Source organism: Chelatococcus sp. KU-N122 (genome assembly GCF_055391085.1).
Map to the genome: position 1 here is coordinate 6,206,000 of NZ_AP043981.1, position 24,934 is coordinate 6,230,933.

Here is a 24,934-nt window from a genome sequence, read left to right on the forward strand (position 1 = left end):
CGGATCTGTGACACGACGACAAACAAAGGGAGATCGACAATGGCAGGAGCAAGTGGTGCGGCGACGGGGCCGCTGAAGGGTATTCGCGTCATCGAGTTCGCCGGCATCGGGCCCGGCCCGTTCGCCGCCGGCATGCTCGGCGACATGGGCGCCGATGTCATCCGTCTGGACCGCAAGGGATCGACCTTCACCGCCCAGAAGTTCGCCGGCCGGGGCCGCCGGGTCGTGGACGTCGATCTCAAGGACAAGGGCAGCATCGACACCGTCCTCGATCTGCTCGCCAACGCCGACGCGCTGATCGAAGGCTTCCGCCCCGGCGTGATGGAGCGCCTGGGCCTCGGCCCGGACGTGGTGCTGGCCCGCAATCCGCGTCTGGTCTACGGCCGCATGACCGGCTGGGGCCAGGAAGGCCCGCTCGCGTTGGCCGCCGGCCACGACATCAACTACATCGCCATCACCGGCGCGCTCGCCGCCATGGGCCCGGCCGAGGGGCGTCCCATGCCGCCCCTCAACCTGGTCGGTGATTTCGGCGGCGGCGCGCTCTATCTGGTCGTCGGCGTGCTCGCCGGCATCGTCGAGGCGCAGCGCACCGGCAAGGGACAGGTGGTCGACGCCGCCATGTGCGACGGCGCCGTCTCGCTGATGCAGATGTTCTACGAGATGTCGTCCGTCGGCCGCTGGAAGGAGCAGCGTGAGTCCAACCTGCTGGACGGCGGCGCGCACTTCTACGGCGCCTTCGAATGCGCCGACGGCCAGTTCGTCTCGATCGGCTCCATCGAGCCGCAGTTCTACGCGCTGCTCCGGCAGATCGCGGGGCTGGACGACGCCGAGTTCGACGCCCAGCTCGACCAGTCGAAGTGGCCGGCGCTGCGCGACAAGATCGCCAAGGTGTTCAAAACCAAGACCCGCGACGAGTGGTGCAAGCTGATGGAAGGCACCGACGTCTGCTTCGGCCCGGTGCTCACCATGAGCGAGGCGATGAAGTACCCGCACCTGACCGAGCGCGGTACGTTCGTCGAGGTGAACGGCGTCACGCAGCCGGCGCCGGCGCCGCGCTTCTCGCGCACCCCCTCGTCGATCCGGCCGGTCGAGACGGCGGCGCTTGCCGACGTGGTGGGCGAGTGGACGCACACCAAGACCGCTGCCGAATAAGCGCAGGCGCGGCAGGACGCGACGGGGAGGGGTGGCGGCCATCCCTCCTCATCCCGGCGGAGCCCGGCCGGTGGCGTCCTGACGCAGGACGAGCCCGACCGGGGCCACCAGCGCGGCGCGGCGATACTCGCCGGACGTGTCCGTTCACGCCGCGTACGTGGCCCTCAGCTCGCGCTTGAGCAGCTTGCCGGCCGTGTTGCGTGGCAGATTGTCGACGAAGATGACCCGTTTGGGCACCTTGAAGGGCGCCAGGCTCTGGCGCGCGTGCTGGATCAGCGCGGCCTCGTCGCCCGTATGGCCGCCGCGCAGTACCACCACCGCAGTCACCGCCTCGATCCATTTGGGATCGGGGAGGGCGATGACCGCCACCTCCGAGACGCTCGGGTGGGTGAACAGCACTTCCTCCACCTCGCGGCTGGCAACCATGCTGCCGCCGGTCTTGATGATGTCCTTCACCCGGTCGACGACGTAGAGGTAGCCCTCCTCGTCGCGCACGCCGATGTCGCCGGAATGGAACCAGCCGCCGGCAAAGGCCTCATTGGTGTCCTCGGGCTTGTCCCAATAGCCGAGCAGCAGCTGCGGCGAGCGGTGGACGATTTCGCCCTGCTCGCCGGGCGCGACGTCGTTCATGTCCTCGTCGACGACGCGTGTCTCGACGTTGAGCACCGGGCGGCCTGCCGACGACGGACGCGCATCGTGCTCCTCGGGGCGGAGCACCGTCGCCAACGGGCCGATCTCGCTCTGGCCGTAGCAGTTGAACACGCGCACGCCGGGCAGCCGCTGGCGCAGCTCCTGCAGCACCGGGACCGGCATGATCGAGGCCCCGTAGTAGAGGTTGCGGACGGTCGACAGGTCGCGGCTGTCGAAATCGGGATGACGCAACAGGCTGATCCACACCGTCGGCGGGGCGAAGAACGACGTCACCTTGTGCTCTTCGATCAGCTTGAGCACGACGTCGGGCGCCGGCTGCTCGATGAGGACGGTCGACGCGCCGAGCAGCATGGCCGGCATGGTGAAGCAGTGGGTCTGGGCGGTGTGGTACAGCGGGAGGGCGGCGAGCCAGCGATCCTCCCGCGTCAGCTCCAGATCGACGATGCAGCTGGCGTACTCGGCGAGCTGCGCCCGGTGCGTCATCATCGCGCCCTTGGGCATGGCCGTGGTGCCGGAGGTGTAGGTGATCTGCACCAGGTCCTCGTCGCTCTGCTCCACCTCGACGGGATCGCCGTCGCAGCCCGTCGCCGTCGCCAGCACGTCGATATCGCCGCCGTCGGCGAAGGTGCCGAGGAACTTGAGCTCGGCGCGGCCGCGCATCTGGCCGGCCACGGCTTCGAGCGCCTTGTCGTAGACGAGAACGCTGGCGCCCGACTGGGCGACGATGTAGCCGAGCTCGCTCTCGGTCAGTGCGTAGTTGATCGGTACGTGGGTGAGGCCGGCGCGGGTGCAGGCGAGCCACAAGATGAAGTACGCATCCGAATTGCGTCCGTAGCCGCCGACGCGGTCGCCCGAGACCAGGCCGAGGCTCAGCAGCTTGCGCGCGACGCGGTCCACAGCTCGGTCGAGCTCGCCGTAGCTCCAGGCGCGATCCGCGAAGCTCAGCGCCGGCTTGGCGCCGTTGCGGATGGCCGACCGGCGGAATGCGTCCGAGATGGTGTTGCGGCGGGCTCTGCTTCCGACGCTGTTGTCGACAGGCACGATGATCCTCCTGCTGGCTTGTTGGTTGTTTGGACGCCGGTGCGGGCTTGCGCCGGCTTGCTCCGTCAGCGGCGGCCGGCGCCTCTAGAGCATGTCTCGATCAGATGGAATCATCTGATCGAATAGACATGCTCCAAGTCTTTGAATCTGGAGCGCTTCTCATCGATCGAGTGGTTCCACTCGATCGGGAAGCGCTCTAGCCTCAGTCTCGATCGGTGATGGTGACCTCGATGGTGCCGACGCCCTCGACACCGCCGTGGACGCGGTCACCCGGGACCAGCGGCCCGACACCCGACGGCGTTCCCGTGAAGATCAGGTCGCCCGGCCTCAGTGCCATCGACCGGGAGATGGCGACGACCACGTCGGCGACCGGCCAGATCAGCTCGGCCAGATCGCCTTCTTGCCTGATGCTCTGATTGACCGACAGCCAGATGCGGCCGCGCGCCGGGTGCCCCACGGCGGACACCGGGCGCAAGGCGGCGCATGGGGCCGAGTGATCGAAGGCCTTGCCCCAGTCCCAAGGGCGGCCGGTCTCCTTCGCCTGACCTTGCAGATCCCGGCGCGTCAGGTCGATGCCCACGCCATAGCCGTAGACCAGGCCCAAGGCTTCGGCTGGAGCGACGTTCGTTCCCGGCGCCCCGATGGCCGCGACGAGCTCGATCTCGTGGTGCAGGTCCTTGGTTTCAGGCGGGTAGGGGATGCGAGCGCCGTCGTCGACGACCGCGTCGGCCGGCTTGGTGAAGAAAAACGGCGGCTCTCGGTCCGGATTGCTGCCCATCTCGCGGGCATGGGCGGCGTAGTTGCGGCCGACGCAGAATATGCGGCGGACCGGGAACCGAGCCTCCTCGCCGTCGACGGCGACGCTGGCCACGGGCGGTGGAGGTATGACGAACGTCTGCATGAGGCCTCCAGGAGCTTGGGCCGACAGCGCGATCAGGTAGCGCACGCGCCGTGCCTATCTGGCTCTACGCCGTCGCCCGTCATTTTCATAGCGCGTGAAACGAATGCAGGCGCGCGCTCTGCCGGTCGGCACGCCCGTGAAGATCGTCCCGATCGGACGGACCCATCTGGAGAGAAGCGCTCCGGCCGGGCGGGACAGCTTTTCAGCCGTTCAGCAGCCGTCTCGACATGGCCGGCACGTTCCGCTCCCCGGGCGTCCCACGTCGGCCGAAGCCAGGGGTTGCATTTGCCGCGTCGGCGCAGCCCCAATTTGAAACCGCCTGAGCAAACGGCTGAATCGAGTGTCGTTTTCATATTTGAACTTCCCAAGCAGGGATGCCATGGGAAGATGCGGAACGTCGGATCCACCGCGCAAGACGGTGCGTCCGCACGAGGGGGCGCATGGACTGGATGCAATCGACCACGGTCGTCGTGCTGGGTATCGCCGCGGCACTGATCGGGCTCGCCGTGGCCTTGCTCTGGCGCCGGTTGCGGCGGCCCAGGCCCGTCATCGATGTGCCGGCAGCCCAGGCCTCCCTTCAGCGGGAGACCAAGGCTGCCATCGAAGCGCTCGTGCTCGGCGCAGCGCTCGAGGACGCGCTGGCCCATCTCGTCCAGGTGTACGGACCGGAATACCTCGACGCCTTCTACGCACGTCGGATGCGCCGCAACGTCGAGCCGTTCCGTGAGGCGATCGGTCCCTTGGAGGATCCGGAACTCGCTCGGGTGCGCCAGCAGCAGGCGTCGGACGCCGAAGAGGCATTGCGGCGCGTGACCGATTCGGTTCGAAGCGACCCGACGCCGCCGGAGTAGGGCGCGAGCCTCACTCGTTGCGCAGGACCTCCTCCACATCGCGCGCCGTGACCGTCAGACGCGGCCCCTCGATTGCCGTACGCACACAGGTGCCCGACCGCGGCGTCTGGTGCGCGGCCGCGGCCAGGGTGGCGAGCGCCAACGCGACCGCCAGCAGCTCCGTGATCCGTCCCGGCATTGTCTCGCCCGCGCTTCGCACCATGTTTAAAAGCTCGACGGCCCGGGTCGATGAGCGTCAACGCGCACGGCCCCGGCCAGATAAGTCAACCTTCCCAAGTTGACTCACCGGCGCAATGCGTGGCTTGCGTAGCCTGCTTTTGCCCTCGGCGAAGGCCGGGCTAATAATTTAGCCGTCGAAATTTCGGGCGTTGCCTGCCTCGTCTTCACGCGTGGGGCGCGAATAGCCGGTTCGACTTGATGGTGTCACTCTTGGGCAATACGGGATTGCCAGCGAGGTGCGACGGAATTGAAGAAATATCTGAAGAAGAAGACCCAATACGGCGTGCTGCCGTTCCGGACGACCGCGGATGGGCGGACCGAGGTGTTTCTGATCACCTCGCGCGAACGGCAGCGGTGGATCATTCCCAAGGGCTGGCCCATGAAGGGGCGCACGCCGCCGTGGGCAGCCGCGCGCGAAGCGTACGAGGAAGGCGGACTGGTCGGTGAGGTCGGCAGCGAGCCTCTCGGCTCCTATGAGTACACGAAGCGGCTGAAGGGCGGGCGGACCGCTGTCTGCGAGGTCGTGATCTACCCCCTCGAAGTGCGCGAGCAGCACGATGAATGGCCCGAGAAGGGCCAGCGTCAGGTCCGCTGGTTCGCCGGGCCGGACGCGGTGAAGGCGATCGGCGACAAGGCGCTGGCCGACCTGGTCGACGCCTTCGTCCAGGCCGACCGGGCGGCGCCCGAGCTCGCGCGGCACGGACGCGTGCGGATCAGCCGCGACGATCGCCGCTATCTTCTCGTCAACGTGCACCGCCTGGCGGCCAGGGCCCTGCGCCGCTTCGTCGAGCGCTGGAGCCCGGCCCGGCGGCTCTTCAGGGGACCCGGGTTGACCACGCACAAGATCGGACCGACCTAAGAGTCTCGTATGGGGAGCGGTGGTAGGTAAGCGACGATGACATTCGATCCGGACCATGAGCCGGCGCCGGCGACCGACGAAGCGGCGGCCCTCCGGCCACCGTCCATTTGGGATAATCAGGCGGCGGAGCGCTACGAGATGGCGACCGCGGCCGGCCTCGCCTTCGTCAGCTATCGCTTGCGCGGCGACGTGATCAGCCTGAATCACGCGGAAGTACCCGCATCGTTGCGAGGAACGGGCATAGCCGGCCCGTTCGTTAAAGCGGTCCTGGACGACGTCCGCCGCCGCGGGCTGCGGATGGTTCCGCGCTGTGGATACGTAGCCGCCTACGTTCGCCGCCATCCCGAATACGATGAGCTGGTGGCCGAGGCCCTGTGAAGACCTTGACCGCGCCGATCGAACGGCGTCCGGAGCGCGAGCTTTACAGATCGCGCTGCGTCTGGAACGCTTGGTCCAGTTGGTCGAAAAGGAGCGACGTCGCTTGGAAACTGTTGTGCCGGTGCCCCGCGAAACCGAATTGAAATTCGAGCTCGACGCCGACGCGGCCGAGCGCCTCCGCGCCACGCCCCTCATCCAATCCGCGCCTGCGGGCAAGCCGCAGCTCCTGGTGTCGACGTATTTCGATACGCCGGGCCGGGACCTGCAGAAGCTCGGCGTCTCGCTGCGCGTGCGCCGCCAGGGCCGGCGCCAGATCCAGACGATCAAGGCCGAGACCGACGGCAGCCTGTTCGAGCGGGCCGAGTGGGAGTGTGAGCTGGCTGGCAGCGAGCCCGACCGGTCCCAGTTCAAGGGGACGGCGCTCGAGGCTTTGGCCGACGCCGAGTTGCTGCCGCTGTTCGCCTCGCGCGTCGAGCGCTCCGTGCACGCGATCCGCCGGGGCGGGGCGCACGTCGAGCTCTGCATCGACCACGGCCGCATCGAGGCGCATGCGCAGACGGACGCCGAGCCTGCGAAGCAGGCGTCGTTCATCGAGCTCGAGCTGGAGCTCAAGCGCGGCGAGCCGGCGGTGCTGTTCGACGTGGCGCGCGAGCTCAATAGCAGCGTGCCGCTGCGGCTCGGCCTGACGACCAAGTGCGGGCGCGGCTACATGCTGCTGGACGCGCGCGAGGCGCAGATCTGGAAAGCCGAAGGCGTCGGCCTGGATCCCGACATGTCGGTGCGCGATGCGTTCCGTGCCCTGGCGCGTGAGTGCGTTCGCCACCTGACGGCCAATATGCCGGCCCTGCTGGAGCGCCGCGAGGTCGAGGCCGTTCATCAGATGCGGGTCGCCATTCGGCGGTTGCGGGCGGCGATGTCGCTGTTCCGCTCCGTGCTGCGCGACCCGCAGACCGAGCACGTCAAGACCGAGCTCAGGTGGATCGGCCGGCAATTCGGCGAGGCGCGCAATCTCGACGTCTTCATCGCCGACGTGATCGAGCCGATGCTCGAGACCCACCCCGGCGAGCCGGGCATGGCGGAGTTGCTGGATTATTTCCGCACACAGCGCGGGGCGGCCTACGACAAGGTGTTGTCGATCGCGTGCGGCGAGCGCTTCGGCGCGGCCATCATCGACACCGTTGCCTGGATCGAAGCCGGCGACTGGTCGAACGAGGTGGACGAGGAGCATCGGCACGAACTGCTGCGCCCCGTGCGCAAGCTCGCGGCGGCGGAACTGTCGCGCCGGTGGCGCAAGATCTCGCGCAAGGGCCAGCAGCTGAAATCGCTGCCCGCGGACGCCCGCCACAAGCTGCGCATCGACATCAAGAAGGTTCGCTACGCGGCGGAGTTCTTTGCCACCCTCTACAGCGGCCGCAAGGCCGGCAAGCGGCGCAAGCGGCTCCAGCAACTGCTTGCGGGACTTCAGGACAGCCTCGGCGAGCTGAACGACATGGCGGTCAATCACCAGGCCGAGGTGCAGCTCACGCGAGTCGAGGGGCGGGGTGGGGCCGCGGTCGCCCGTCGTCGCGCCTATGCCGCCGGGATGCTGGCGGGCCACCAGTTCACCAAGGCCGAGCCCTTGCTGCGCACCGCAGTCAAGGACTACGGCCGGTTCCGTAAGGTCGAGCCCTTCTGGGACAAGTGATGCGGCTGGTGCAAGCGAGCCGGCGGCGCCCACGCTTATGCCGCAGCAAGGCGGAGAGGATTGTGCTGTCGCCACGCTGGACAGGGCGGCGGCGTGACGCCATAGTCCCGCCGCTTCGAGAGGGGTAACGCCTTGAAGAACCTACTGCTGCTCATCTTCACGTGGTGGAACGGCGCGACCGCTGGCACGCTATGGACCACGCGGCGCTATGGCACCTTTGTCGGTGAGGATGAATTCGGCAACCGCTACTACCGCGGCAGCGGCGTCGACCCGACGCTGGGCTTCGAACGGCGCTGGGTGATCTACGCCGGGATCGCCGAAGGCTCGGCGGTGCCGCCGGGCTGGAAGGGCTGGCTCAACCACACCGTCGACGTGGCGCCCACGGACGAGACCTACAAGCCGCGCGAATGGCAGCTGCCGCATGAGCCCAACATGACCGGCACGCCGCGCGCCTACCGGCCGAAGGGGTCGCTGCTCGCCACCGGCGAACGGCCGCCGGCGACCGGCGACTACCAGGCCTGGAACCCGCAATAGGTTTGGAGCCCGCGATCGGCTTGGGGGCGCGATAGGCTTGGGGGTCGCCGCAGCGGCTGACCGGCCGCTGCGAGGCGCCCGCTGCTCGCCCCCCGCCGGAGCGGACGCGCTACAACACCATCTGGGTCTGGGTGACGATGGCGACCAGCTTGCCGTCGGCGCCGGTGATTCTCGTCTGCCACACCTGGGTGCGTCGACCCCGGTGAATCGGGGTGGTTTCACCGCGCACGCGCGTTCCCGCGGGCGCGCCGGAGATGAAGTTGGTCTTGCTCTCCAGCGTCGTCGTGCCCTGACCTTCCCGCAAATTGATGATCGTGGCGACGGCGCCCAACGTGTCGGCGAACGCCATGATGGCACCGCCGTGCATGATCGCCGGCGTCGTGCACAGCTCCGGCTTGACTTCGATCTCGCCGATGACACGGTCCGGCTCGGCCGAGACGATCTCGACGCCGATGTGGCTGCTGAAAGGCGGCATGCGTTCGCGGATGGTGGCGACGAGATCCATTCGGTGTCCTCCCTGGCGCATCGGATCCAAACGTGGACGCCGTTCTCGGGGCAATCCGATGCTAAGACAAAGAACGAGAACGGCGGCTCCGCAGCCATCGGAGCTGCCGCCGCTCTAACGATGTTCCGCCGAGCTTACGGCGGCCCGGAGCGCAATCAATTACCTTGAACGTAATGGCCGCCCGCCCTGCGCCTGCCGGCGGCCGCGGCTTGGTCGCGGCCTTCCGACCGGCCGATGGCTAGGTCATGCGCTTTCAGGCCTTTTGCCATCGCTCAGAGCATGTTAGGGGGGGCGGCGGCGAACGAGAGCGGTCGAGTGACAGTACCATTCAGACGTTACCCCCCTGTCGCCGAGTTCCGTGCGCGTGGCCGGATCGGCGCATTCGTCCTGGCTTTGCTGGTGGCGCTCGGCGCCGGAGGCGAGTCGGCGAAGGCGGACCGAATCAAGAATCCGACGGCCGTCTTCTCGGGCCTGGACAAGATCACCGGCCGCATCATCTCGTTCGAGGTCGCCGTCAGCGAAACGGTGCAGTTCGGCGCCCTGCAGCTCACGCCGCGCGTCTGCTACACCCGTCCGGAAACCGAGACGCCGAACACGACCGCCTTCGTCGAGGTGGACGAGGTGACCTTCCAGAACGAGCACAAGCGGATTTTCGAGGGCTGGATGTTCGCGTCGAGCCCCGGCCTGCACGGCATCGAGCATCCGGTCTACGACGTCTGGCTGATCGATTGTAAGGGCGGCAAGGAAGTCATCACCGAGCCGCGCGAGCTGACGCCGGCCGAGGAAGCGCTCCGCCGCGATTCGCCGCCGCCGCCCAACGCTCAGCCGCAGCCCCGCAACACCCGGCGCGCACCGCCGGCCAACCAGCCCCGGCCTCGACGCATCGAGCCGGAGGTGCCGCCGGAGATGCGCGAAGGCTCGCCCGACGTGCAGCCGCCGCCGATGGAGCTCAATCCCAATCGCGAATAGAAGCCGGCGAGGGCGAGCGCGGCTCGCTTGGCAGGCAGGGCTGGAGCGCTTCGTGATGGAGGCGGACTCACCCGATCGCGGCGCGCCCTAAGCTTGGTCGGGCGATTCGTCGCGGCCGAGGATCACGGCCAGCGCGTCCCGGCCGCTGGCGCGGCCATCGCGGCCGAAGGCGCGCCAATCGGCGTCCTTGGCGACGGCGCTCCTGAGCTGCGCCTGATAGGCGCGCTGAGAGACCTCGACGGCCCCGAACGTGGCGAGATGCTCGGTGACGAATTGCGCGTCGAGCAGCTTGAAACCGCCAGCGATCAGACGGGCAGCCAGGTGGACCAGCGCGATCTTGGATGCGTCGCGGACCAGGTGGAACATGCTTTCGCCGAAGAACGCCGCTCCAAGCCGCACGCCGTAGAGGCCGCCGACGAGCCGGCCGTCCTGCCAGGCCTCGACCGTGTGACAGTGGCCGAGGTCGAACAGCTCACCATAGAGTCGGCGAATGCGCCGGTTGATCCACGTCTTGTCGCGGTCCGGCTGGGGCGCGGCGCAATGTTCGATCACGGCCTCGAAGGCGTAGTCGACGCGGATCTCGAAAGGGTCGGCCGCCACCGTGCGGCGCAGGCGGCGCGGCACGTGGAAGCCGTCGAGCGGCATCACCCCGCGCTTCTTCGGCTCGACCCAGAACAAATTGGGGTCGTCGGCGCTCTCCGCCATGGGAAAGACCCCGCAGGCATAGGCCTTGAGCAGGATCTCGGGCGTGATCTCGATGGGATCGCGATAGCGCATGGTTCGGAGTCTAGACCATCGCGTGCCGAGGGACATACCGGCTTTAGGACAACGCCGGCCCCTTGCAAAATGCTGGCACAAAAGCGCTTCGCGATGGGGTGGACTCACCTCATCGCAAGAGAAGCGCTTCACATTCAAAAGACTATGAGCATTTCTCTGCCATTGGATCCATCCAATGGCGAAATGCTCGAGGCTGCCGCCGTGGTCCGGCGGCGGGCGACAGGCTCAGGACGCTTCGCCGCTCATCCCGCCCTCGGCGAGGAAATGCTCGAGCCAGTGGATATCGTAGTCGCCGTTCTGGATATCCTGGTTGCGCACCAGCGTGCGGAACAGCGGCAGCGTGGTCTCGACGCCGTCGACGACGACTTCGTCGAGGGCCCGGCGCAGCCGCATCAGGCATTCCGTTCGCGTCCGCCCGTGCACGATCAGCTTGCCGAGCAGTGAGTCGTAGTTGGGCGGGATGCGGTAGCCCTGATAGATGGCCGAGTCGAGGCGGACACCCAGGCCCCCGGGCGGATGGAAGTAGGAGATGTTGCCGGGCGACGGCCGGAAGGTCACCGGGTTCTCGGCGTTGATGCGGCACTCGATGGCGTGGCCCTCGAGCTTCACGTCGGCCTGCGTGAACGACAGCGGCGCGCCGGCGGCCACGCGGATCTGCTCGTTGACCAGGTCGATGCCGGTGATCATTTCGGTCACCGGATGCTCGACCTGGATGCGGGTGTTCATCTCGATGAAGTAGAACTGCCCGTCCTCGTAGAGGAACTCGACCGTGCCGGCGCCCAGGTACTGGATGTCCCGCATCGCCTTGGCGACGGTTTCGCCGATGGCGTCGCGGGCGTCGGCGTTGAGGGCAGGCGAGGGGCCCTCCTCCCACACCTTCTGGTGTCGGCGCTGCAACGAGCAGTCGCGCTCGCCCAGATGGACGGCACGGCCGCGGCCGTCACCCATGACCTGGATCTCGATGTGGCGCGGCTTTTCCAGGTACTTCTCGAGGTAGACGGAATCGTCGCCGAAGGCGGCCTTCGCCTCGCGGCGGGCGACAGCCAGCGCCTCGGAGAGATCATCCTTGCTGCGTGCCACCTTCATGCCGCGGCCACCGCCACCGGCCGCGGCCTTGACCAGCACGGGATAGCCGATATCGGCCGCCACGCGCAGCGCCTCGGCGTCATCGGTGATGCCGCCGTCGGAGCCGGGCACGCAGGGGATACCGAGGCGCGCAGCGGTGCGCTTGGCCTCGATCTTGTCGCCCATGGTGCGGATGTGCTCGGCCTTGGGCCCGATGAAGGTGATGTTGTGCTCGCTCAGCACATCGGCGAAGTGCGGGTTCTCCGACAGGAAGCCATAGCCGGGATGAACCGCATCGGCACCGGTGATCTCGCACGCCGCGATCAGCGACGGCACGTTGAGGTAGCTGTCGCGCGCCGGCGGGGGCCGATGCAGACGCTCTCGTCGGCCAGCCGCACGTGCATGGCGTCGGCGTCAGCCGTCGAATGCACGGCAACGGTGGCGATGCCGAGCTCCTTGGCTGCCCGCAGGATGCGCAGCGCGATCTCGCCGCGGTTGGCGATCAGGATCTTGTCGAACATGGCCCTACTCGATGATGAGCAGCGGCTCGCCGTACTCGACGGGCTGGCCATCCTCGAAGAAGATCGCCGTCACCGTGCCGGCGCGCGGCGCGACGATGTCGTTGAAGGTCTTCATCGCTTCCACGAGGAGCAGCTTGTCGCCGGTGTCGACCTTGGAGCCGACCTCGATGAACGGCTTCGATTCGGGCGAGGGGCGCCGGTAGGCGGTGCCGACCATGGGCGAGGTGATGGCGCCCGGGTGGTCCGCCGGCCGCGCCGGGGCCGGCGCCGCCGCAGCGATCGCAGCAGGGACGGCAGCTGCCGCGGGCGCCGCGTAGGCTGGCGCAGCGTACGCGGGCGCGGCCGGCAGAGCCAACTGCGCCGGCGGCGTGCGCGCCACGCGGATGCGCAGATCGCCCTTTTCGACCTCGATCTCGGTCAGGTCCGTCTCCGTCATGAGGCGGGCGAGCTCGCGCACGAGGTCCTGTTCGACGGCGGGTTTGGAGGAAATGTCGTTCATGTTGGTTGATGTCCGGTGCGTGCCGCAAGGAGCGGCACGAGAGCCTCGAGTGCGAGTTCGTAGCCCAATGCGCCCAGGCCGCAGATCACGCCCGCGGCGACCGGCGAGATGTACGACGTGTGGCGAAAGCGTTCGCGGGCATGGATGTTGGAGAGATGCACCTCGATCACCACGGCGTTGGTGCCCGTGATCGCGTCCCTGAGCGCGATCGACGTGTGCGTATAGGCGCCTGGGTTCAAGATGATGCCGTCGCCGCTGCGACCGGCTGCCTGGACGAAATCGATCAGCTCGCCCTCGTGATTGCTCTGGCGGAAGCTGAGGTCGACGCTCAGCCGATCGGCGCGGGCGCGAAGCCGTGCCTCCAGGTCGGCGAGTGTCGCGGAGCCGTAGGTGTCCGGCTCGCGGCGGCCGAGCAGGTTCAGATTTGGTCCGTTGATGACGTGGACGTGTGGCGCAACCATCGCTTTGAGCTCGGAACCCCTGGCTCCAGGCAGGGATGTCTGAGCCCGCCCAGCGGGCGGGCTCAGACATCCCTGCAAAATCTGAATAGTTCTCAGCCGAAATTTGCGGGCCGGTATCGTGTCCCGGTCCGCAAATGTCCGCCTAGGCGGCGCTGCGTCTTAGCGCGAACTCCGGCAGCCTGCCAAGCACGGCTTGTGGCCCGTGCCTGTCGTGCATAGCGGATGCCGGAGCCGCTGGACCGTCGACCGCCACGGCCCTCTCAGCAAGCGGCCTTGCCGCACTTGCGGACGGCGGCGACGGCCTGCTTGAGCGGCTCGACGCCGACGGCGCCCGAGATGACTTCGTCGCCGACGATGAAGGAGGGGGTCCCGGTCAGGCCGAGCTTGTCGCCCAGACGAAGGCTCTCGTCGATCGCAGCCTGAATGTCCGGCGAGGCCTCGTCCTTGGCGAGCTTCGTCATGTCGACGCCCATCTCCTTGGCGATGGCGAGCGCCCGGTCCTTGCCGACCCGGCCCTTGGTACCGATGAGCTTGGTGTGGAACTCGAAGAATTTGTCACCCACGAGCTGCTGCTTGACCGCGAGCGCGACCTTCGACGCCTCGACCGATTCCGGCCCGAGCATGGGGAAGTCGCGGACGACGATGCGCAGATTGGGGTCGGCCTTGGCGAGCTCGGCCACGTCGTTCAGCGCGCGCTTGCAGTAGGGGCAGTTGTAATCGAAGAACTCGACGAGGGTGACGTCGCCCTTGGGGTTGCCCACCACAGCCGCATGAGGGCTGTCGAACAGCGTCGCCTTTTCCGTGGCCAGCGCCTCGCGCTGTGCGGCCTGCTGAGTCTGCTGCTGGCGCTTCTCCAGCTCGACCATCGCCTCCTGCAGCACCTCCGGGTGGCTGACGATATATTCGCGGACGATCGCCTCGATTGCCGTCTTCTGTTCGGGTGTGATGTCGGCGGCCAGAACCGGATGCAGTGTCCCGGCCGCGAGTGCGAGCGTCAGCCCGGCACGAGCGAGCACGCCGGTGAGCCAGGGACGAAAGAGCCGAGCGCGTAGGGTCATCGGGATTCCCATCGTCATGTGCGCGCCGCAGGCTGGGCCCCGACGGCGCGGATGCGGTTGAGCCCGCCCCCGCCGCCGAGCCGCAGCGAGGATGACGAGCCGTCTAGGTGTGACGTATCGTGCGCGCCTTAACAACGCGTTGGAGTGCCGCTTGCCCACGACAGTCGCCCGTCACGACACCTCCCGAGGTGCGGCCACCGTCGACGATGCCGCCGGCGCGGCAGCCTCGGGCGGGGCGCAGATCGCCGCGCGAGTCGCGCGGGTCGCTCCGTTCCTCGCCATGGATGTCTTGTCCGCCGCCAAGGCGAAAGAAAGGCAGGGCGCCGATATCGTCCACATGGAGGTCGGACAGCCGTCGGCACCGTCACCCGCGCGCGTCCTGGAGGCGGCACGGGCGGCGCTCGCGGGCGGCCAGATCGGCTACACCGAGGCGCTGGGGCTGCCGTCGCTGCGCCAGCGAATCGCCCGCCACTATCGGGACGCCTACGGCGTGGACGTGAGCCCCGAGCGCATCGTGGTGACGACCGGCTCGTCGGGCGGCTTCGTCCTGGCGTTCCTGGCCCTGTTCGAGCCCGGCGCTCGCGTCGCCCTGGCGCAGCCCGGCTATCCTGCCTACCGCAACATCTTCGCGGCGCTCGACATCGAGGCGGTGGCGGTCGACGTGTCGGCGGACGGCTGGGTGCTCCGTGCGCGCGGTCTCGAGCGCGCCGATCCGCAGCGGCGCCTTTCCGGCCTGCTGACCATGAGCCCGGCCAACCCGACGGGCACCATGATCCCCGCCGCGGAGCTTGCGGCGCTCGCCGCGTTCTGCCGCCAGCGCGGACTCTGGTTCATCTCCGACGAGATCTACCACGGCCTGACCTACGAGGCGCCGGCCGACACGGCGCTCGCCTTCGACGCGGACGCCATCGTCGTCAACTCGTTCTCCAAGTACTACTGCATGACCGGCTGGCGCGTCGGTTGGCTGGTCGTGCCCGAACGGTTGGTCCGCCCGATCGAGCGCCTGGCCCAGAACCTCTACATCTCGCCGCCCTACCTCAGTCAGGTGGCTGCCGAGGCGGCATTCGACGCCACCGCCGAGCTGGAGGCGGTCCGCGCGGTCTATGCGGCCAACCGCACACTGCTGCTCGACGAATTGTCGCGGATGGGTCTCGCGGCTGCGCCGGTCGACGGTGCATTCTACGCATACGTCGACGTCTCACGCTGGACCGACGACTCGCATGCACTCTGCCAGCAAATGCTGGCCGAGATCGGGGTCGCCGTAACTCCGGGGCTCGATTTCGACCCCGAGAGAGGCGCGCAATTCATGCGCTTGTCCTTCGCTGGTTCCCACGAGACATGCCGAGAATGCATGCGGCGGCTTCGCGGCTGGCTGCAGCGCCGCTAGCGCGCGGGGCTCGAATAGACCAAATGTCGGGCAATCCACTGAGGGTGTCCGCCGGCGCTGTGCTGCGCCTTTGAACGCCGGTCTCCGCCGGCGAGCCCGGAGTGCTTGCCGATCGGATGAGCTCATCTCGTCGGGACAGGCGCGGGGTCGTGGCGGGCGCCTGCCCGAGGCCTATGATGAACGCTCCTCTGCCGAGTCCCGCCGCCGTGCAGCTGCCGCCGCCTGCGCAACTGACGCCCCGCGAGATTCACTCGATCCTGTTCGGCGCCATCCTGGCGATGCTGCTGGCGGCCCTGGATCAGACCATCGTTGCGACCGCGCTGGCGACGATCGGGAAGGATCTGGGCGATGTGGAGCACCTGCCCTGGGTGGTGACCATCTATCTTCTGTCGTCCACCGTCGTGACGCCCCTCTACGGCAAGGCGAGCGACATCTGGGGACGGCGCCTCGCCATGCTGGTGGCGATCGCCACCTTCATCGTCGGCTCGATCGCCTGCGCGCTGGCGCCCTCGATCTACGCGCTGATCGCCGCCCGCGCCGTCCAGGGGCTCGGCGGCGGCGGACTGATCTCGCTGGCGCAGACGATCCTGGGCGATATTCTGCCGCCGCGCGAACGCTCGCGCTATCAGGCGCACGTCGCCAGCGTCTTCGCTCTGTCGAGCCTCGTCGGCCCGGTGCTCGGCGGGGCGATCGCCCAGCACCTGCATTGGTCGGTGATCTTCTGGATCAACCTGCCGCTGGGGGCCCTCGCGTTCTGGCTGGCGAACTCGCTGTTGCGCCGGCTGCCGCGCCACGAACGGCCCCATAAGCTCGATTTCGCCGGCGCCGGCCTTCTGGTCGCAGCGACCGTGTCGCTGCTGCTGGCGCTGTCCTGGGGCGGTGCGCGCTACGCCTGGATCTCGCCGGAGGTGCTCGGCACCGTTGCCATCTCGGCGGCGTTCTGGGGCCTGTTCGCCTTGCGTCAACGCTGGGCGGCGGAGCCGCTGATTCCCACCGAGGTGCTGGCGAACCGCGTCGTCATGTTCGGCACGCTCGCCGCCTGCTTCGGCATGGGCACCTTCGTCGGGCTCAGCATCTACGCGCCGCTCTATTTCGAGCTCGTGACGCATCTCTCGGCGAGCGATTCCGGCGTGGCGCTCATCCCGCTGATGATCGGCACCGTGACCGGCGCGACGATCTCCGGACGGTTCATGATGTACGTGCGCCATTACAAGCGTGTGGCCCTGATCGGGCTCAGCGTCGGCATCGTCGCCCAGCTCGCCCTGGCGGTGTGGCCGAGCGGCTTGCCGTTCTGGCAGGTCGAGGTGCTGCTCGCCGCGAGCAGCATCGGCCTCGGCACGTTGCTGCCTGTCTCGACGATCTCGATCCAGAACGCCGTCAAGGTGCATCAGCTCGGCACCGCGACGGCGACCATGAACTTCTTCCGACAGTTGGGCGCCGCCGTCATCGTCGCCGTCTTCGGCGCCATTCTGTTGGGCGGCAGCGCCTTGGTCGGGCTGCCGGTCGCCTCGCTCGAAACGTTTTCGAGCGCCGCGTCGGCCGGCGACCTCGCTCCGGTTTTCCGCTGGATCTTCGCCGCAGCCGCGCTGGGGCTGGCCCTCGCGCTGACGTTCCTGATGTTCATGGAAGAGCGGCCGCTGCGCACCAGCATCACCGATCCGGTGACGCCCAAGGCCGCCTGAGCGGTTCTTTCCACCGGCAGCCAGCCGGGGGCGGGAGCAATCTCACCCGGCCGGAGAACGGCGCTCCCTATCCAAGGAACTCCTGCATCTCCGATCGGATGATCGCACCCGATCGGCACATGCTCCAGCCCCGGCCGTGAGGCGTGCGGCCTCAGCCGCCGGTGATCGCCGTCTTGGCGCGCGACCACCAGCCGCTCCGCCGGGGCCGATTGGGATCGATCTGCTGTTCGATCACGATCGTTTCCGGCTCGGGAGCACGCGGGGTGAGCGGGGCAGCGGCGCCCTCGCTCTCGGCCGGCGTGTCCGTATCCGCGTGAGCCGCGACGGGCTCGGCCTCTTCCAGCACCGGCTCCGGCGCCGCCGCCGAACCATTGTAGGCAGAGGCCTCATCGCCCGCTGGGCTCGCACCGGCGACATCCGGCGCTGGCACGTCTTCGAGCGCCGGTTCGGCAACGGCCGCAGCCGCCGGCTCGCCCTCGACGACACGCGTCTCACCCTCGGCGACAAGCGTCTCGCTCTCGGCAACGAGCGTCTCGGCCTCGGCGTCCGTCTCGCTCTCTCGCTCGCGGCGGCCACCGCGCCGTCCGCGGCGGCGGCGGCGCCCGGCCCGCGCCTCGCCATCCTCGTCGCGGGCCTGCTCGTCGCCGCCGTCTTCGGCCGCGTCTTCAGCCTCGACCGTCTCGGGCGTTTCAGCCGTCTCCGCATCTTCGGCGCTGGGGGCGCTGCTCTCCTCGCCGTCGGCATCGTCCGCCGCGACGTCGTCGCCGCGGGTCGACCGGCGACGGCGGCGACGACGGCGGCGGCGGGACGATTCGGCCTCGCTCTCGTCACCCTCGCGGCGGCTTTCGTCCGTGCTCTCGGCTTCGACCTCCTCTTCGGCCTCGGCCTCGGCGTCGGCATCGAGGTCGGCGTCCTCGACGAAATCCTCCGGCGGCATCAGCGCGTCGATCCGGATGCCGGTCGTCGGCGCCCGCACGACCCCGGTCGCCGGCTCGCCGCGCTCCAGCTGGCAATGGCTGGTGCCTGTCAGCTGATCGTCGGCCTGCACCATGACCTCGACGCCGAAGCGGTTCTCCAGGTCGCGCAGATGCGTGCGCTTCTGGTTGAGGATGTAGAGCGCCACCTCGGTGCGTGTGCGGACGACGAGATTATGGGTGCTGCTGCGGATCAGCGTGTCCTCAAGCAGCCGCAGCACATGCAGCGCGATCGACGGAACGGCGCGCACGGAGCCGATGCCGCCGCAGTGCGGGCAGGGGACCGACGAGCTCTCCAGGACGCCGGTGCGAATGCGCTGGCGCGACATCTCCATCAGGCCGAACGGCGAGATGCGGCCCACCTGGATGCGCGCCCGATCGTTCTTCAGGCACTCCTTCATCCGCTTTTCGACGGCGCGGTTGTTGCGGCTCTCCTCCATGTCGATGAAGTCGATCACGATGAGGCCGGCGAGATCGCGCAAGCGAAGCTGACGGGCGATTTCGTCCGCCGCCTCGAGGTTGGTGCGCAGCGCCGTGTCTTCGATGGAGTGCTCGCGGGTGGAGCGCCCGGAGTTCACGTCGATGGAGACGAGGGCCTCCGTCGGATTGATGACGATGTAGCCGCCCGAACGCAGCGTCACCTGGTTGGAGAACATGGCGTCAAGCTGCGGCTCGACCCCGTACTGGGCGAACAGCGGCTGGGTGCCGCGATAGGGCTGCACCACCTTGGCATGGCTCGGCATGAGCATGCGCATGAAGTTCTTGGCTTCGCGGTACGCGTCCTCGCCGGAAACCTGAACCTCGTCGATGTCCTTGTTGTAGAGGTCGCGGATGGCGCGCTTGATCAGCGAGCCCTCTTCGTAGACGAGCGCAGGCGCCGTGGACTTGAGGGTGAGCTCCCGCACGCTCTCCCAAAGCCGCAGCAGATACTCGAAGTCGCGCTTCACCTCGGGCTTGGTGCGCGCCGCGCCTGCCGTCCGCAGGATGATGCCCATGCCTTCGGGCACCTCCAGCTCCTGAGCGATCTCCTTGAGCCGCTTGCGGTCGCCCGAGTTGGTGATCTTGCGTGAGATGCCGCCGCCGCGCGCCGTATTCGGCATCAGGACGGAATAGCGGCCGGCGAGCGACAGATAGGTGGTGAGCGCCGCGCCCTTGTTGCCGCGCTCTTCCTTCACCACCTGGACGAGCAGGATCTGCCGGCGCTTGATGACCTCCTGGATCTTGTACTGGCGACGGCTCGGACGGAAGCGCCGCTCCGGCACCTCCTCCATGGCGTCGGTGCCGCCGACGTGCTCGACGACCTCTTCCTCTTCCTCTTCCTCCTCGTCGTCGTCCTCGTCTTCGTCGTCCTCACCGCCGCTCCGCGCCTCGACCGGGGTGGCCGCCTCGTCTGCCGTCTCCACGGCTTCGTCGCCGACAGCCGCAACAGCGGTCGGCGCAGCCTCGTCCGCCTCGGGCTCGGTCGTGTCGTCGGGCGCAACCGAATCGGGCGCAGTCTCGGTCACGGCCTCCACGACGTCGGCAGCGTGGCTCTTGGCGGCCGTCTCCTCGGCCACCGTCTCCTCGGCGACGGCGACCATCTGATCGGCGATACCGTGCGGCTCCGCCGTGTGCTCGTGGGTCGGCTCGGCTTCGCCCTCGGCTACGGCGGTCGGCAAACCCTGCTCCGCCTCCACGTCATGGGCCGACGCGGGCGATGCATGGCCGACGGGCTCTCCGCTCTCGCCCTCTACGGCGACGGCGACATTCTCTTCGGTGTCGGTAGGCCCTTGGGCGTCGGCAGGCCCCTCGGCCTCGGCAGACGGGGCAACGTCGTCGACCACCACCGGGGCATCGGCGCTGATCGATTCGCTCGTCCGTGCCCGCATGCCACGTTCGCGCCGCGGCTTGCGACGCGACGGGCGCTCGTCATCCCGCTCCGCCTCGCGTTCGGCCGCTTCGGCGTGCTCGGCGAGCAGCGCCTGGCGATCGGCGATCGGGATCTGGTAATAGTCAGGGTGAATTTCGCTGAACGCCAGAAAACCGTGGCGGTTGCCTCCGTACTCGACGAAGGCGGCCTGCAGCGAAGGCTCGACCCGCGTGACCTTGGCCAGATAGATGTTGCCGCGAAGCTGGCGGCGACTAGCCGACTCGAAGTCGAATTCCTCGACCTTCTGTCCGCGTACCACGACAACCCGGGTTTCTTCCGGGTGGGACGCGTCGATAAGCATCTTGTTGGGCATATTGAACTTCCATGTCCGTGGCGTACGTCCAGCGGACGCGCCGTCGGCCGGAGGCGGACGGCGGATTACGTCTGGCTGCGCCACGAAGGCACCCGTTGGTTCCGGGGCCGCTCATCAGGTGATTAGGGGAGTGGGACATCCGGACGGGCGCAGTGTCGACACGGCTCGCACCCGTCGCACCGCGGTCAGCGGCGTGTGGGGCGAACTGGGCCGGATCAGCGTAAACGCCCATCCAATGGGTTCCTCGCGAATTCCGAGACACCGCCAGGGGCGTGCGCGGACGATAGGTGCTGCAAAGCGGCAGCTCGCAACCCCGCACCGACGTGCCGACATCCGTCGTCGCTGCCGTCGAACAACCGGGCGAGCGTAAAGAAGCACATGCCGTGCTTGCCCGCTCGTCGTTCCGGGAAGGTGGCGCCGTCCGCCGATCTGGCAGACGCACGCCACGTCGAAACGGGTCTGTGTTCATTACATAGCCAGCGCCGTGGTTGGCAAGCCGAATGTTGCGTCAGGGCAACGCCGGGCCGCGGCGACAAAGGCACGATCCTAATGTGACATTAACCGTGTGGGCGCTATGTCCTATACGATGGCCATGGTGCACCTCCGCAGACCCGGATCGTCCATGAAACGGCTCGCCCCGTGCATCGCGCTTTGGCTCACGGCGATATGCGGGGTGCCGGCGGCGCACGCGCAGCCGGGCGACCCAGCCGCCGACCCGCAGCGGGTCGCCCCGGCGGTGGCCGGAGCGGTGGATCTGGCGGCCGACGGGCGCGGCGCCAAGCTCAGCTTCACCCTCTCGCGAGAGGTCAAGGCCAAGGCTTTCCTGCTGGAGCGGCCGGATCGGGTCATTATCGACCTGCCCGAAGTGAACTTCCAGCTGCCGCAGGGAGCCGGCCGGCGAGGCGAGGGGATCGTCACGTCGTTCCGCTACGGCCTGTTCGCGCCCGGGCGCTCGCGCATTGTCGTCGACCTGAGCGAGCCGGCGCTCGTCGTCTCCGCGCAGAGCGTCTCCAGGCCGGGCGAGCTCACCAAGCTCGAGGTCGAACTCGCCCGCACCGACCGAGCCCGCTACCGCCAGGCGGCCCTGAAGCCGATGATCGACATCGGCGACGGCCTTCCTCCAGCGGCCGCCGCGGCGGCGCCGAAACCGGTCGCCCCGGCGGACACGCAGAAGCCGCTCATCATCATCGACCCGGGACACGGCGGCGTCGACACGGGCGCCGTCAACGCGGCCGGCCTCGTCGAGAAGAACATCGTCTTCGCGTTCGCCCTGAAGCTGAAGGAACATCTGGAAGGCACCGGCCGCTTCCGCGTCGGCCTGACGCGGGACAAGGACGTCTTCGTCAGCTTGCCGGACCGCGTCCACATCGCGCGCGAGCAGAAGGCCGCGCTGTTCATCTCGATCCACGCCGACATCCTGAACAGGCGGCCGAACGTCAGGGGCGCCACGGTCTACACCGGCTCGAAGTTCGCGACGGACGAGGAATCGGCCCAGCTCGCCGACAAGGAGAACGAAGCCGACAAGATCGCCGGCGTGGACGCGCCCGACGAGCCGGAGGCGGTAGCCGACATTCTCCAGGATCTGACCATGCGCGAGACCCGCGCGTTCTCGGGACAGTTCGCCAAGCGCCTCGTCACCGAGCTCGGGTCGACCGTCGAGCTCAACCGCAACCCGCACCGTTCCGCCGGCTTCCGGGTGCTGAAGGCGCCGGACATCCCATCGGTGCTGATCGAGATCGGCTATCTGTCGAGCAGCAAGGATGCCGATCTGATGAACTCCGATGCGTGGCGGGACCACACCACCAAGGCCCTGACCGCCGCCGTCGGTCAGTATTTCGCGGCCCGTGGCAGCACGCCGATCCGCGCCGCAGTTTCTCCATAGAGCGCGGGCATAAGCTGATCCGCCTAGCGTCCCTGCGACTGGTCGAGCCCCCCTGTTCCGTGTTATTGGGGCCCGATCGATGCGTTGAGGCTCGGGCGGCGCGCGTGCGCACTGTTGCGCGCTGTAATCTCATCGCAAGAGAGCGGGCTCTGGTCGCATGCGGTTGATTCTCCGGTTTTTCGGCTTTGTGTTCGCGACAGGGGTCGGCCTTGTGGTCGTTGCTTCGCTCGCGCTCGGCTATTTCGTCTGGCACGCCTCCAAGGACTTGCCTGACTATACGCAGCTTCAGAATTACGAACCGCCGGTGATGACGCGCGTGCATGCCGCCGACGGCACGCTGATCGCGGAATATGCGCGCGAGCGGCGTCTGTTCCTGCCGATTCAGGCCGTGCCCAAGCTTGCGATTGCGGCTTTTCTGTCGGCCGAAGACAAGAACTTCTATTCCCACGTCGGCGTCGACCCGTTCGGCACGCTGCGGGCGATCATCCAGAACTTCGGCCGCAAGAGCTCCGGTCAGCGCGAGCAGGGCGCCTCGACCATCACGCAGCAGGTGGCGAAGAACTTCCTCGTCGGCAACGAGCGCAGCTACGAGCGCAAGATCCGTGAGGCGCTGACGGCCTTCCGCATCGAAAAGGCGTTCAGCAAGGACAAGATCCTCGAGCTCTACCTGAACGAGATCTACCTCGGGTCCGGCAATTACGGCATCGCCGCCGCCGCCCTGAACTACTTCGGCAAGTCGGTGCACGAGCTGACCATCCCGGAGGTCGCCTACCTCGCCGCGCTGCCCAAGGCGCCGAACAACTACAACGCCTTCCGGCACCGCGAGGCGGCCACCGACCGCCGCAATTGGGTCATCGACCGCATGGTCGAGAACGCCTACATCACGCGTGCCGATGGCGAGACGGCCAAGAAGCAGCCGCTCGGCGTGTCGCCGCGGTCGCTGTCGCCGAACACCTTTGCCGCCGGCTATTTCGCCGAGGACGTGCGGCGCGAGATCGCCGAGCGCTACGGCGAGAAGAAGCTCTATGACGGCGGTCTGTCGGTGCGCACGACGCTCGATCCGAAGATGCAGGCGATGGCCCGCAAGGCGATCGTCGACGGCCTGGTGCGCTACGACGAGGCGCGGGGCTGGCACGGCACCGTGCAGAAGATGGACCTGCTGGCGAGCCGCGACTGGGGCAAGGCGCTGGCCGACCTGCCGTCTTACACGGACGTGCAGCCGTGGCGGCTGGCCGTCGTGCTGGAGGCCAACGACCGCTCGGCCCGCATCGGCCTGCAACCGCGCCGCGACGGCTACGGCCAGGTGCCACGCGAGCGCGAGACCGGTATCATCGACGCCGATGGCGTGCGCTGGACGCGCAGAGGCATCCGTGTCCTGTCGCCCGGTGACGTGGTCTATGCCGAGCCGATCGACAGCAAGCCTGGCAACTACCGCCTCCGCCAGATCCCTGAGATCTCCGGCGCCATGGTGGTGATGGACCCCAACACCGGTCGCGTCTTCGCCATGGTCGGCGGCTTCTCCTTCGATCAGAGCGAGTTCAACCGCGCCACCCAGGCCCAGCGTCAGCCCGGCTCGTCGTTCAAGCCGATCGTCTACGGCACCGCGCTCGACAACGGCTATACGCCCTCCAGCACGGTGTACGACTCGCCGATCGAGATCGAGCAGGGGCCGGGGCTGCCGCCATGGCGGCCGGAGAACTACGACGGCAAGTTCACCGGCGCGCACACGCTGCGCTACGGCGTCGAACGGTCCAAGAACGTCATGACCGTGCGGCTGGCGCGTGACATCGGCATGCCGCTCATTGTCGAGTATGCCAAGCGCTTCGGCGTCTACGACGATTTGCAGATGTATCTGCCGATGGCGCTGGGCGCCGGCGAGACCACGGTCATGCGCATGACCGCCGCCTACTCGATGTTCGTCAACGGCGGCAAGCGCATCAAGCCGACCCTGATCGACAGGATCCAGGATCGCTGGGGCAAGACCATCTACAAGCATGACGAGCGCGTCTGCGAAGGCTGCGACGCGGAGCGTTGGGCCGACCAGAAGGAGCCCAAGCTGATCGACAATCGCGAGCAGGTGCTCGACCCGCTGACCGCCTACCAGGTCGTGTCGATCCTGGAGGGCGTGGTGCAGCGCGGCACGGCGACCGTGCTCAAGGAAGTGGGCAAGCCCGTCGCCGGCAAGACCGGCACCACCAACGACGCCAAGGACGTCTGGTTCGTGGGCTTTACCCCGGACCTGGCCGTGGGCATCTACATCGGCTACGACCAGCCCAAGTCGCTCGGCAGCCAGGTGACCGCCGGCCATCTGGCGGCACCGGTGGTCCGCGACTTCCTCAAGATGGCGCTGAAGGACAAGCCGGCGACCCCGTTCCGGGTGCCGCCGGGCATCAAGCTGGTGCGAGTCGTTGCCTCGACCGGCTTGCGCGCCGGCGGCAGCGGCGCTCCGGGCGGCGGGATCATCCTTGAGGCCTTCAAGCCGGGCACGGCGCCGCCGGAGTATGTCGCCAGCAGCGAGGCGGGCCGCTCGTCGGGCGGCGCCTCCCGCGGCCGCGAGGCGACGGGGCCCGGCGGCCTATATTAGCGCTGCTCCGTCGCCAGGGGCGGAGCGGCCGTTCACCCCTCCGAGCGTGACCCCTTTCCTTGTGCGTGGGCCTGCGGT

Annotated in this window: 20 protein-coding genes and 1 pseudogene; 11 read left to right on the forward strand and 10 right to left on the reverse strand. The window is 68.1% G+C overall.

Translation table 11 applies throughout. The features are described from left to right. Positions 1–39 precede the first annotated feature (39 nt). Positions 40–1,152: a CaiB/BaiF CoA transferase family protein gene (locus ACZ5PO_RS28215; RefSeq protein WP_464185481.1), complete on the forward strand. Its 1,113-nt coding sequence runs from the start codon at positions 40–42 to the stop codon at positions 1,150–1,152. 144 nt (positions 1,153–1,296) lie between these two features. On the opposite strand, the gene ACZ5PO_RS28220 is transcribed toward ACZ5PO_RS28215, so the two are convergent. Both ACZ5PO_RS28220 and ACZ5PO_RS28225 read right to left on the reverse strand, forming a co-directional pair. Continuing rightward, the gene (locus ACZ5PO_RS28220) at positions 1,297–2,844 is read right to left on the reverse strand and encodes an acyl-CoA synthetase (protein ID WP_464185482.1); all 1,548 of its coding nucleotides are present in this window, start codon (positions 2,842–2,844) and stop codon (positions 1,297–1,299) included. Between the two features lie 202 nt (positions 2,845–3,046). Further along, complete coding sequence (locus ACZ5PO_RS28225; RefSeq protein WP_464185483.1) at positions 3,047–3,745, reverse strand: fumarylacetoacetate hydrolase family protein; 699 nt, start codon at positions 3,743–3,745, stop codon at positions 3,047–3,049. A 440-nt stretch (positions 3,746–4,185) separates the two neighbouring features. Here ACZ5PO_RS28225 and ACZ5PO_RS28230 point away from each other — a divergent pair, with 440 nt between their 5' ends. Beyond that, the gene (locus ACZ5PO_RS28230) at positions 4,186–4,596 is read left to right on the forward strand and encodes a hypothetical protein (protein WP_464185484.1); all 411 of its coding nucleotides are present in this window, start codon (positions 4,186–4,188) and stop codon (positions 4,594–4,596) included. Positions 4,597–4,606: 10 nt separating this feature from the next. On the opposite strand, the gene ACZ5PO_RS28235 is transcribed toward ACZ5PO_RS28230, so the two are convergent. Next, positions 4,607–4,798, reverse strand: coding sequence for a hypothetical protein (locus ACZ5PO_RS28235; protein ID WP_464185486.1), 192 nt, complete (start codon positions 4,796–4,798; stop codon positions 4,607–4,609). A gap of 264 nt (positions 4,799–5,062) precedes the next feature. Between ACZ5PO_RS28235 and ACZ5PO_RS28240 the strand changes: the two genes are divergently transcribed. The 4 genes from ACZ5PO_RS28240 to ACZ5PO_RS28255 all read left to right on the forward strand — a co-directional run bounded on the left by ACZ5PO_RS28240 (position 5,063) and on the right by ACZ5PO_RS28255 (position 8,270). Continuing rightward, on the forward strand, positions 5,063–5,674 hold the full coding sequence (locus tag ACZ5PO_RS28240; protein WP_464185487.1) for an NUDIX hydrolase: 612 nt from the start codon (positions 5,063–5,065) through the stop codon (positions 5,672–5,674). A gap of 36 nt (positions 5,675–5,710) precedes the next feature. Next, positions 5,711–6,052, forward strand: a complete 342-nt coding sequence (locus ACZ5PO_RS28245) for a GNAT family N-acetyltransferase (RefSeq protein ID WP_464185489.1) — start codon at positions 5,711–5,713, stop codon at positions 6,050–6,052. 103 nt (positions 6,053–6,155) lie between these two features. Next, positions 6,156–7,736, forward strand: a complete 1,581-nt coding sequence (locus ACZ5PO_RS28250; protein ID WP_464185490.1) for a CYTH and CHAD domain-containing protein — start codon at positions 6,156–6,158, stop codon at positions 7,734–7,736. Between the two features lie 132 nt (positions 7,737–7,868). Next, complete coding sequence (locus tag ACZ5PO_RS28255) at positions 7,869–8,270, forward strand: NADH:ubiquinone oxidoreductase subunit NDUFA12 (protein WP_464185492.1); 402 nt, start codon at positions 7,869–7,871, stop codon at positions 8,268–8,270. Between the two features lie 109 nt (positions 8,271–8,379). Here the strand turns inward: ACZ5PO_RS28255 and ACZ5PO_RS28260 are convergent, their stop codons facing one another. Next, entirely contained in the window at positions 8,380–8,775 is a 396-nt protein-coding gene (locus ACZ5PO_RS28260) for a PaaI family thioesterase (RefSeq protein ID WP_464185493.1), read from the reverse strand. Positions 8,776–9,147: 372 nt separating this feature from the next. On the opposite strand from ACZ5PO_RS28260, the gene ACZ5PO_RS28265 reads away from it, so the two are divergent. Further along, positions 9,148–9,744, forward strand: coding sequence for a DUF2155 domain-containing protein (locus tag ACZ5PO_RS28265; RefSeq protein WP_464197074.1), 597 nt, complete (start codon positions 9,148–9,150; stop codon positions 9,742–9,744). Positions 9,745–9,831: 87 nt separating this feature from the next. Here the strand turns inward: ACZ5PO_RS28265 and aat are convergent, their stop codons facing one another. The 5 genes and pseudogenes from aat to ACZ5PO_RS28290 form a co-directional block, all read right to left on the reverse strand. After that, complete coding sequence (gene aat / locus ACZ5PO_RS28270) at positions 9,832–10,521, reverse strand: leucyl/phenylalanyl-tRNA--protein transferase (RefSeq protein ID WP_464185494.1); 690 nt, start codon at positions 10,519–10,521, stop codon at positions 9,832–9,834. Positions 10,522–10,746: 225 nt separating this feature from the next. Further along, positions 10,747–12,158: pseudogene (gene accC, locus ACZ5PO_RS28275) on the reverse strand (acetyl-CoA carboxylase biotin carboxylase subunit). After that, positions 12,112–12,606 (reverse strand): acetyl-CoA carboxylase biotin carboxyl carrier protein, encoded by a 495-nt coding sequence (gene accB, locus ACZ5PO_RS28280; RefSeq protein WP_464185495.1) that lies wholly within the window; start codon positions 12,604–12,606, stop codon positions 12,112–12,114. The pseudogene accC and the gene accB overlap by 47 nt, the downstream one beginning before the upstream one ends. Then, positions 12,603–13,067 (reverse strand): type II 3-dehydroquinate dehydratase, encoded by a 465-nt coding sequence (gene aroQ / locus ACZ5PO_RS28285; protein WP_464185496.1) that lies wholly within the window; start codon positions 13,065–13,067, stop codon positions 12,603–12,605. The genes accB and aroQ overlap by 4 nt, the downstream gene beginning before the upstream one ends. A gap of 260 nt (positions 13,068–13,327) precedes the next feature. After that, positions 13,328–14,125, reverse strand: coding sequence for a DsbA family protein (locus ACZ5PO_RS28290; protein WP_464185498.1), 798 nt, complete (start codon positions 14,123–14,125; stop codon positions 13,328–13,330). A 280-nt stretch (positions 14,126–14,405) separates the two neighbouring features. On the opposite strand from ACZ5PO_RS28290, the gene ACZ5PO_RS28295 reads away from it, so the two are divergent. Both ACZ5PO_RS28295 and ACZ5PO_RS28300 read left to right on the forward strand, forming a co-directional pair. Beyond that, a complete protein-coding gene (locus tag ACZ5PO_RS28295; RefSeq protein WP_464197076.1) occupies positions 14,406–15,512 on the forward strand; it encodes a pyridoxal phosphate-dependent aminotransferase in 1,107 nt (368 codons plus the stop codon). Positions 15,513–15,688: 176 nt separating this feature from the next. Continuing rightward, positions 15,689–17,194, forward strand: coding sequence for an MDR family MFS transporter (locus ACZ5PO_RS28300; protein ID WP_464185500.1), 1,506 nt, complete (start codon positions 15,689–15,691; stop codon positions 17,192–17,194). 151 nt (positions 17,195–17,345) lie between these two features. Here ACZ5PO_RS28300 and ACZ5PO_RS28305 read toward each other — a convergent pair whose 3' ends face one another. Further along, complete coding sequence (locus tag ACZ5PO_RS28305) at positions 17,346–20,390, reverse strand: Rne/Rng family ribonuclease (RefSeq protein WP_464185502.1); 3,045 nt, start codon at positions 20,388–20,390, stop codon at positions 17,346–17,348. A 622-nt stretch (positions 20,391–21,012) separates the two neighbouring features. On the opposite strand from ACZ5PO_RS28305, the gene ACZ5PO_RS28310 reads away from it, so the two are divergent. Beyond that, on the forward strand, positions 21,013–22,272 hold the full coding sequence (locus ACZ5PO_RS28310) for an N-acetylmuramoyl-L-alanine amidase (protein ID WP_464185503.1): 1,260 nt from the start codon (positions 21,013–21,015) through the stop codon (positions 22,270–22,272). Positions 22,273–22,429: 157 nt separating this feature from the next. Next, on the forward strand, positions 22,430–24,856 hold the full coding sequence (locus ACZ5PO_RS28315) for a penicillin-binding protein 1A (protein WP_464185505.1): 2,427 nt from the start codon (positions 22,430–22,432) through the stop codon (positions 24,854–24,856). Positions 24,857–24,934 lie beyond the last annotated feature (78 nt).

Coding starts and splice junctions, on each gene's coding strand:
- ACZ5PO_RS28235 (WP_464185486.1), bottom strand. CDS start 4,798: ATGGTGCGAAGCGCGGGCGAGACAATGCCGGGACGGATCACGGAGCTG.
- ACZ5PO_RS28215 (WP_464185481.1), top strand. CDS start 40: ATGGCAGGAGCAAGTGGTGCGGCGACGGGGCCGCTGAAGGGTATTCGC.
- ACZ5PO_RS28295 (WP_464197076.1), top strand. CDS start 14,406: ATGGATGTCTTGTCCGCCGCCAAGGCGAAAGAAAGGCAGGGCGCCGAT.
- ACZ5PO_RS28315 (WP_464185505.1), top strand. CDS start 22,430: ATGCGGTTGATTCTCCGGTTTTTCGGCTTTGTGTTCGCGACAGGGGTC.
- ACZ5PO_RS28300 (WP_464185500.1), top strand. CDS start 15,689: ATGAACGCTCCTCTGCCGAGTCCCGCCGCCGTGCAGCTGCCGCCGCCT.
- ACZ5PO_RS28305 (WP_464185502.1), bottom strand. CDS start 20,390: ATGCCCAACAAGATGCTTATCGACGCGTCCCACCCGGAAGAAACCCGG.
- ACZ5PO_RS28230 (WP_464185484.1), top strand. CDS start 4,186: ATGGACTGGATGCAATCGACCACGGTCGTCGTGCTGGGTATCGCCGCG.
- ACZ5PO_RS28290 (WP_464185498.1), bottom strand. CDS start 14,125: ATGACCCTACGCGCTCGGCTCTTTCGTCCCTGGCTCACCGGCGTGCTC.
- ACZ5PO_RS28310 (WP_464185503.1), top strand. CDS start 21,013: ATGAAACGGCTCGCCCCGTGCATCGCGCTTTGGCTCACGGCGATATGC.
- ACZ5PO_RS28225 (WP_464185483.1), bottom strand. CDS start 3,745: ATGCAGACGTTCGTCATACCTCCACCGCCCGTGGCCAGCGTCGCCGTC.
- ACZ5PO_RS28260 (WP_464185493.1), bottom strand. CDS start 8,775: ATGGATCTCGTCGCCACCATCCGCGAACGCATGCCGCCTTTCAGCAGC.
- accB (WP_464185495.1), bottom strand. CDS start 12,606: ATGAACGACATTTCCTCCAAACCCGCCGTCGAACAGGACCTCGTGCGC.
- aroQ (WP_464185496.1), bottom strand. CDS start 13,067: ATGGTTGCGCCACACGTCCACGTCATCAACGGACCAAATCTGAACCTG.
- ACZ5PO_RS28245 (WP_464185489.1), top strand. CDS start 5,711: ATGACATTCGATCCGGACCATGAGCCGGCGCCGGCGACCGACGAAGCG.
- aat (WP_464185494.1), bottom strand. CDS start 10,521: ATGCGCTATCGCGATCCCATCGAGATCACGCCCGAGATCCTGCTCAAG.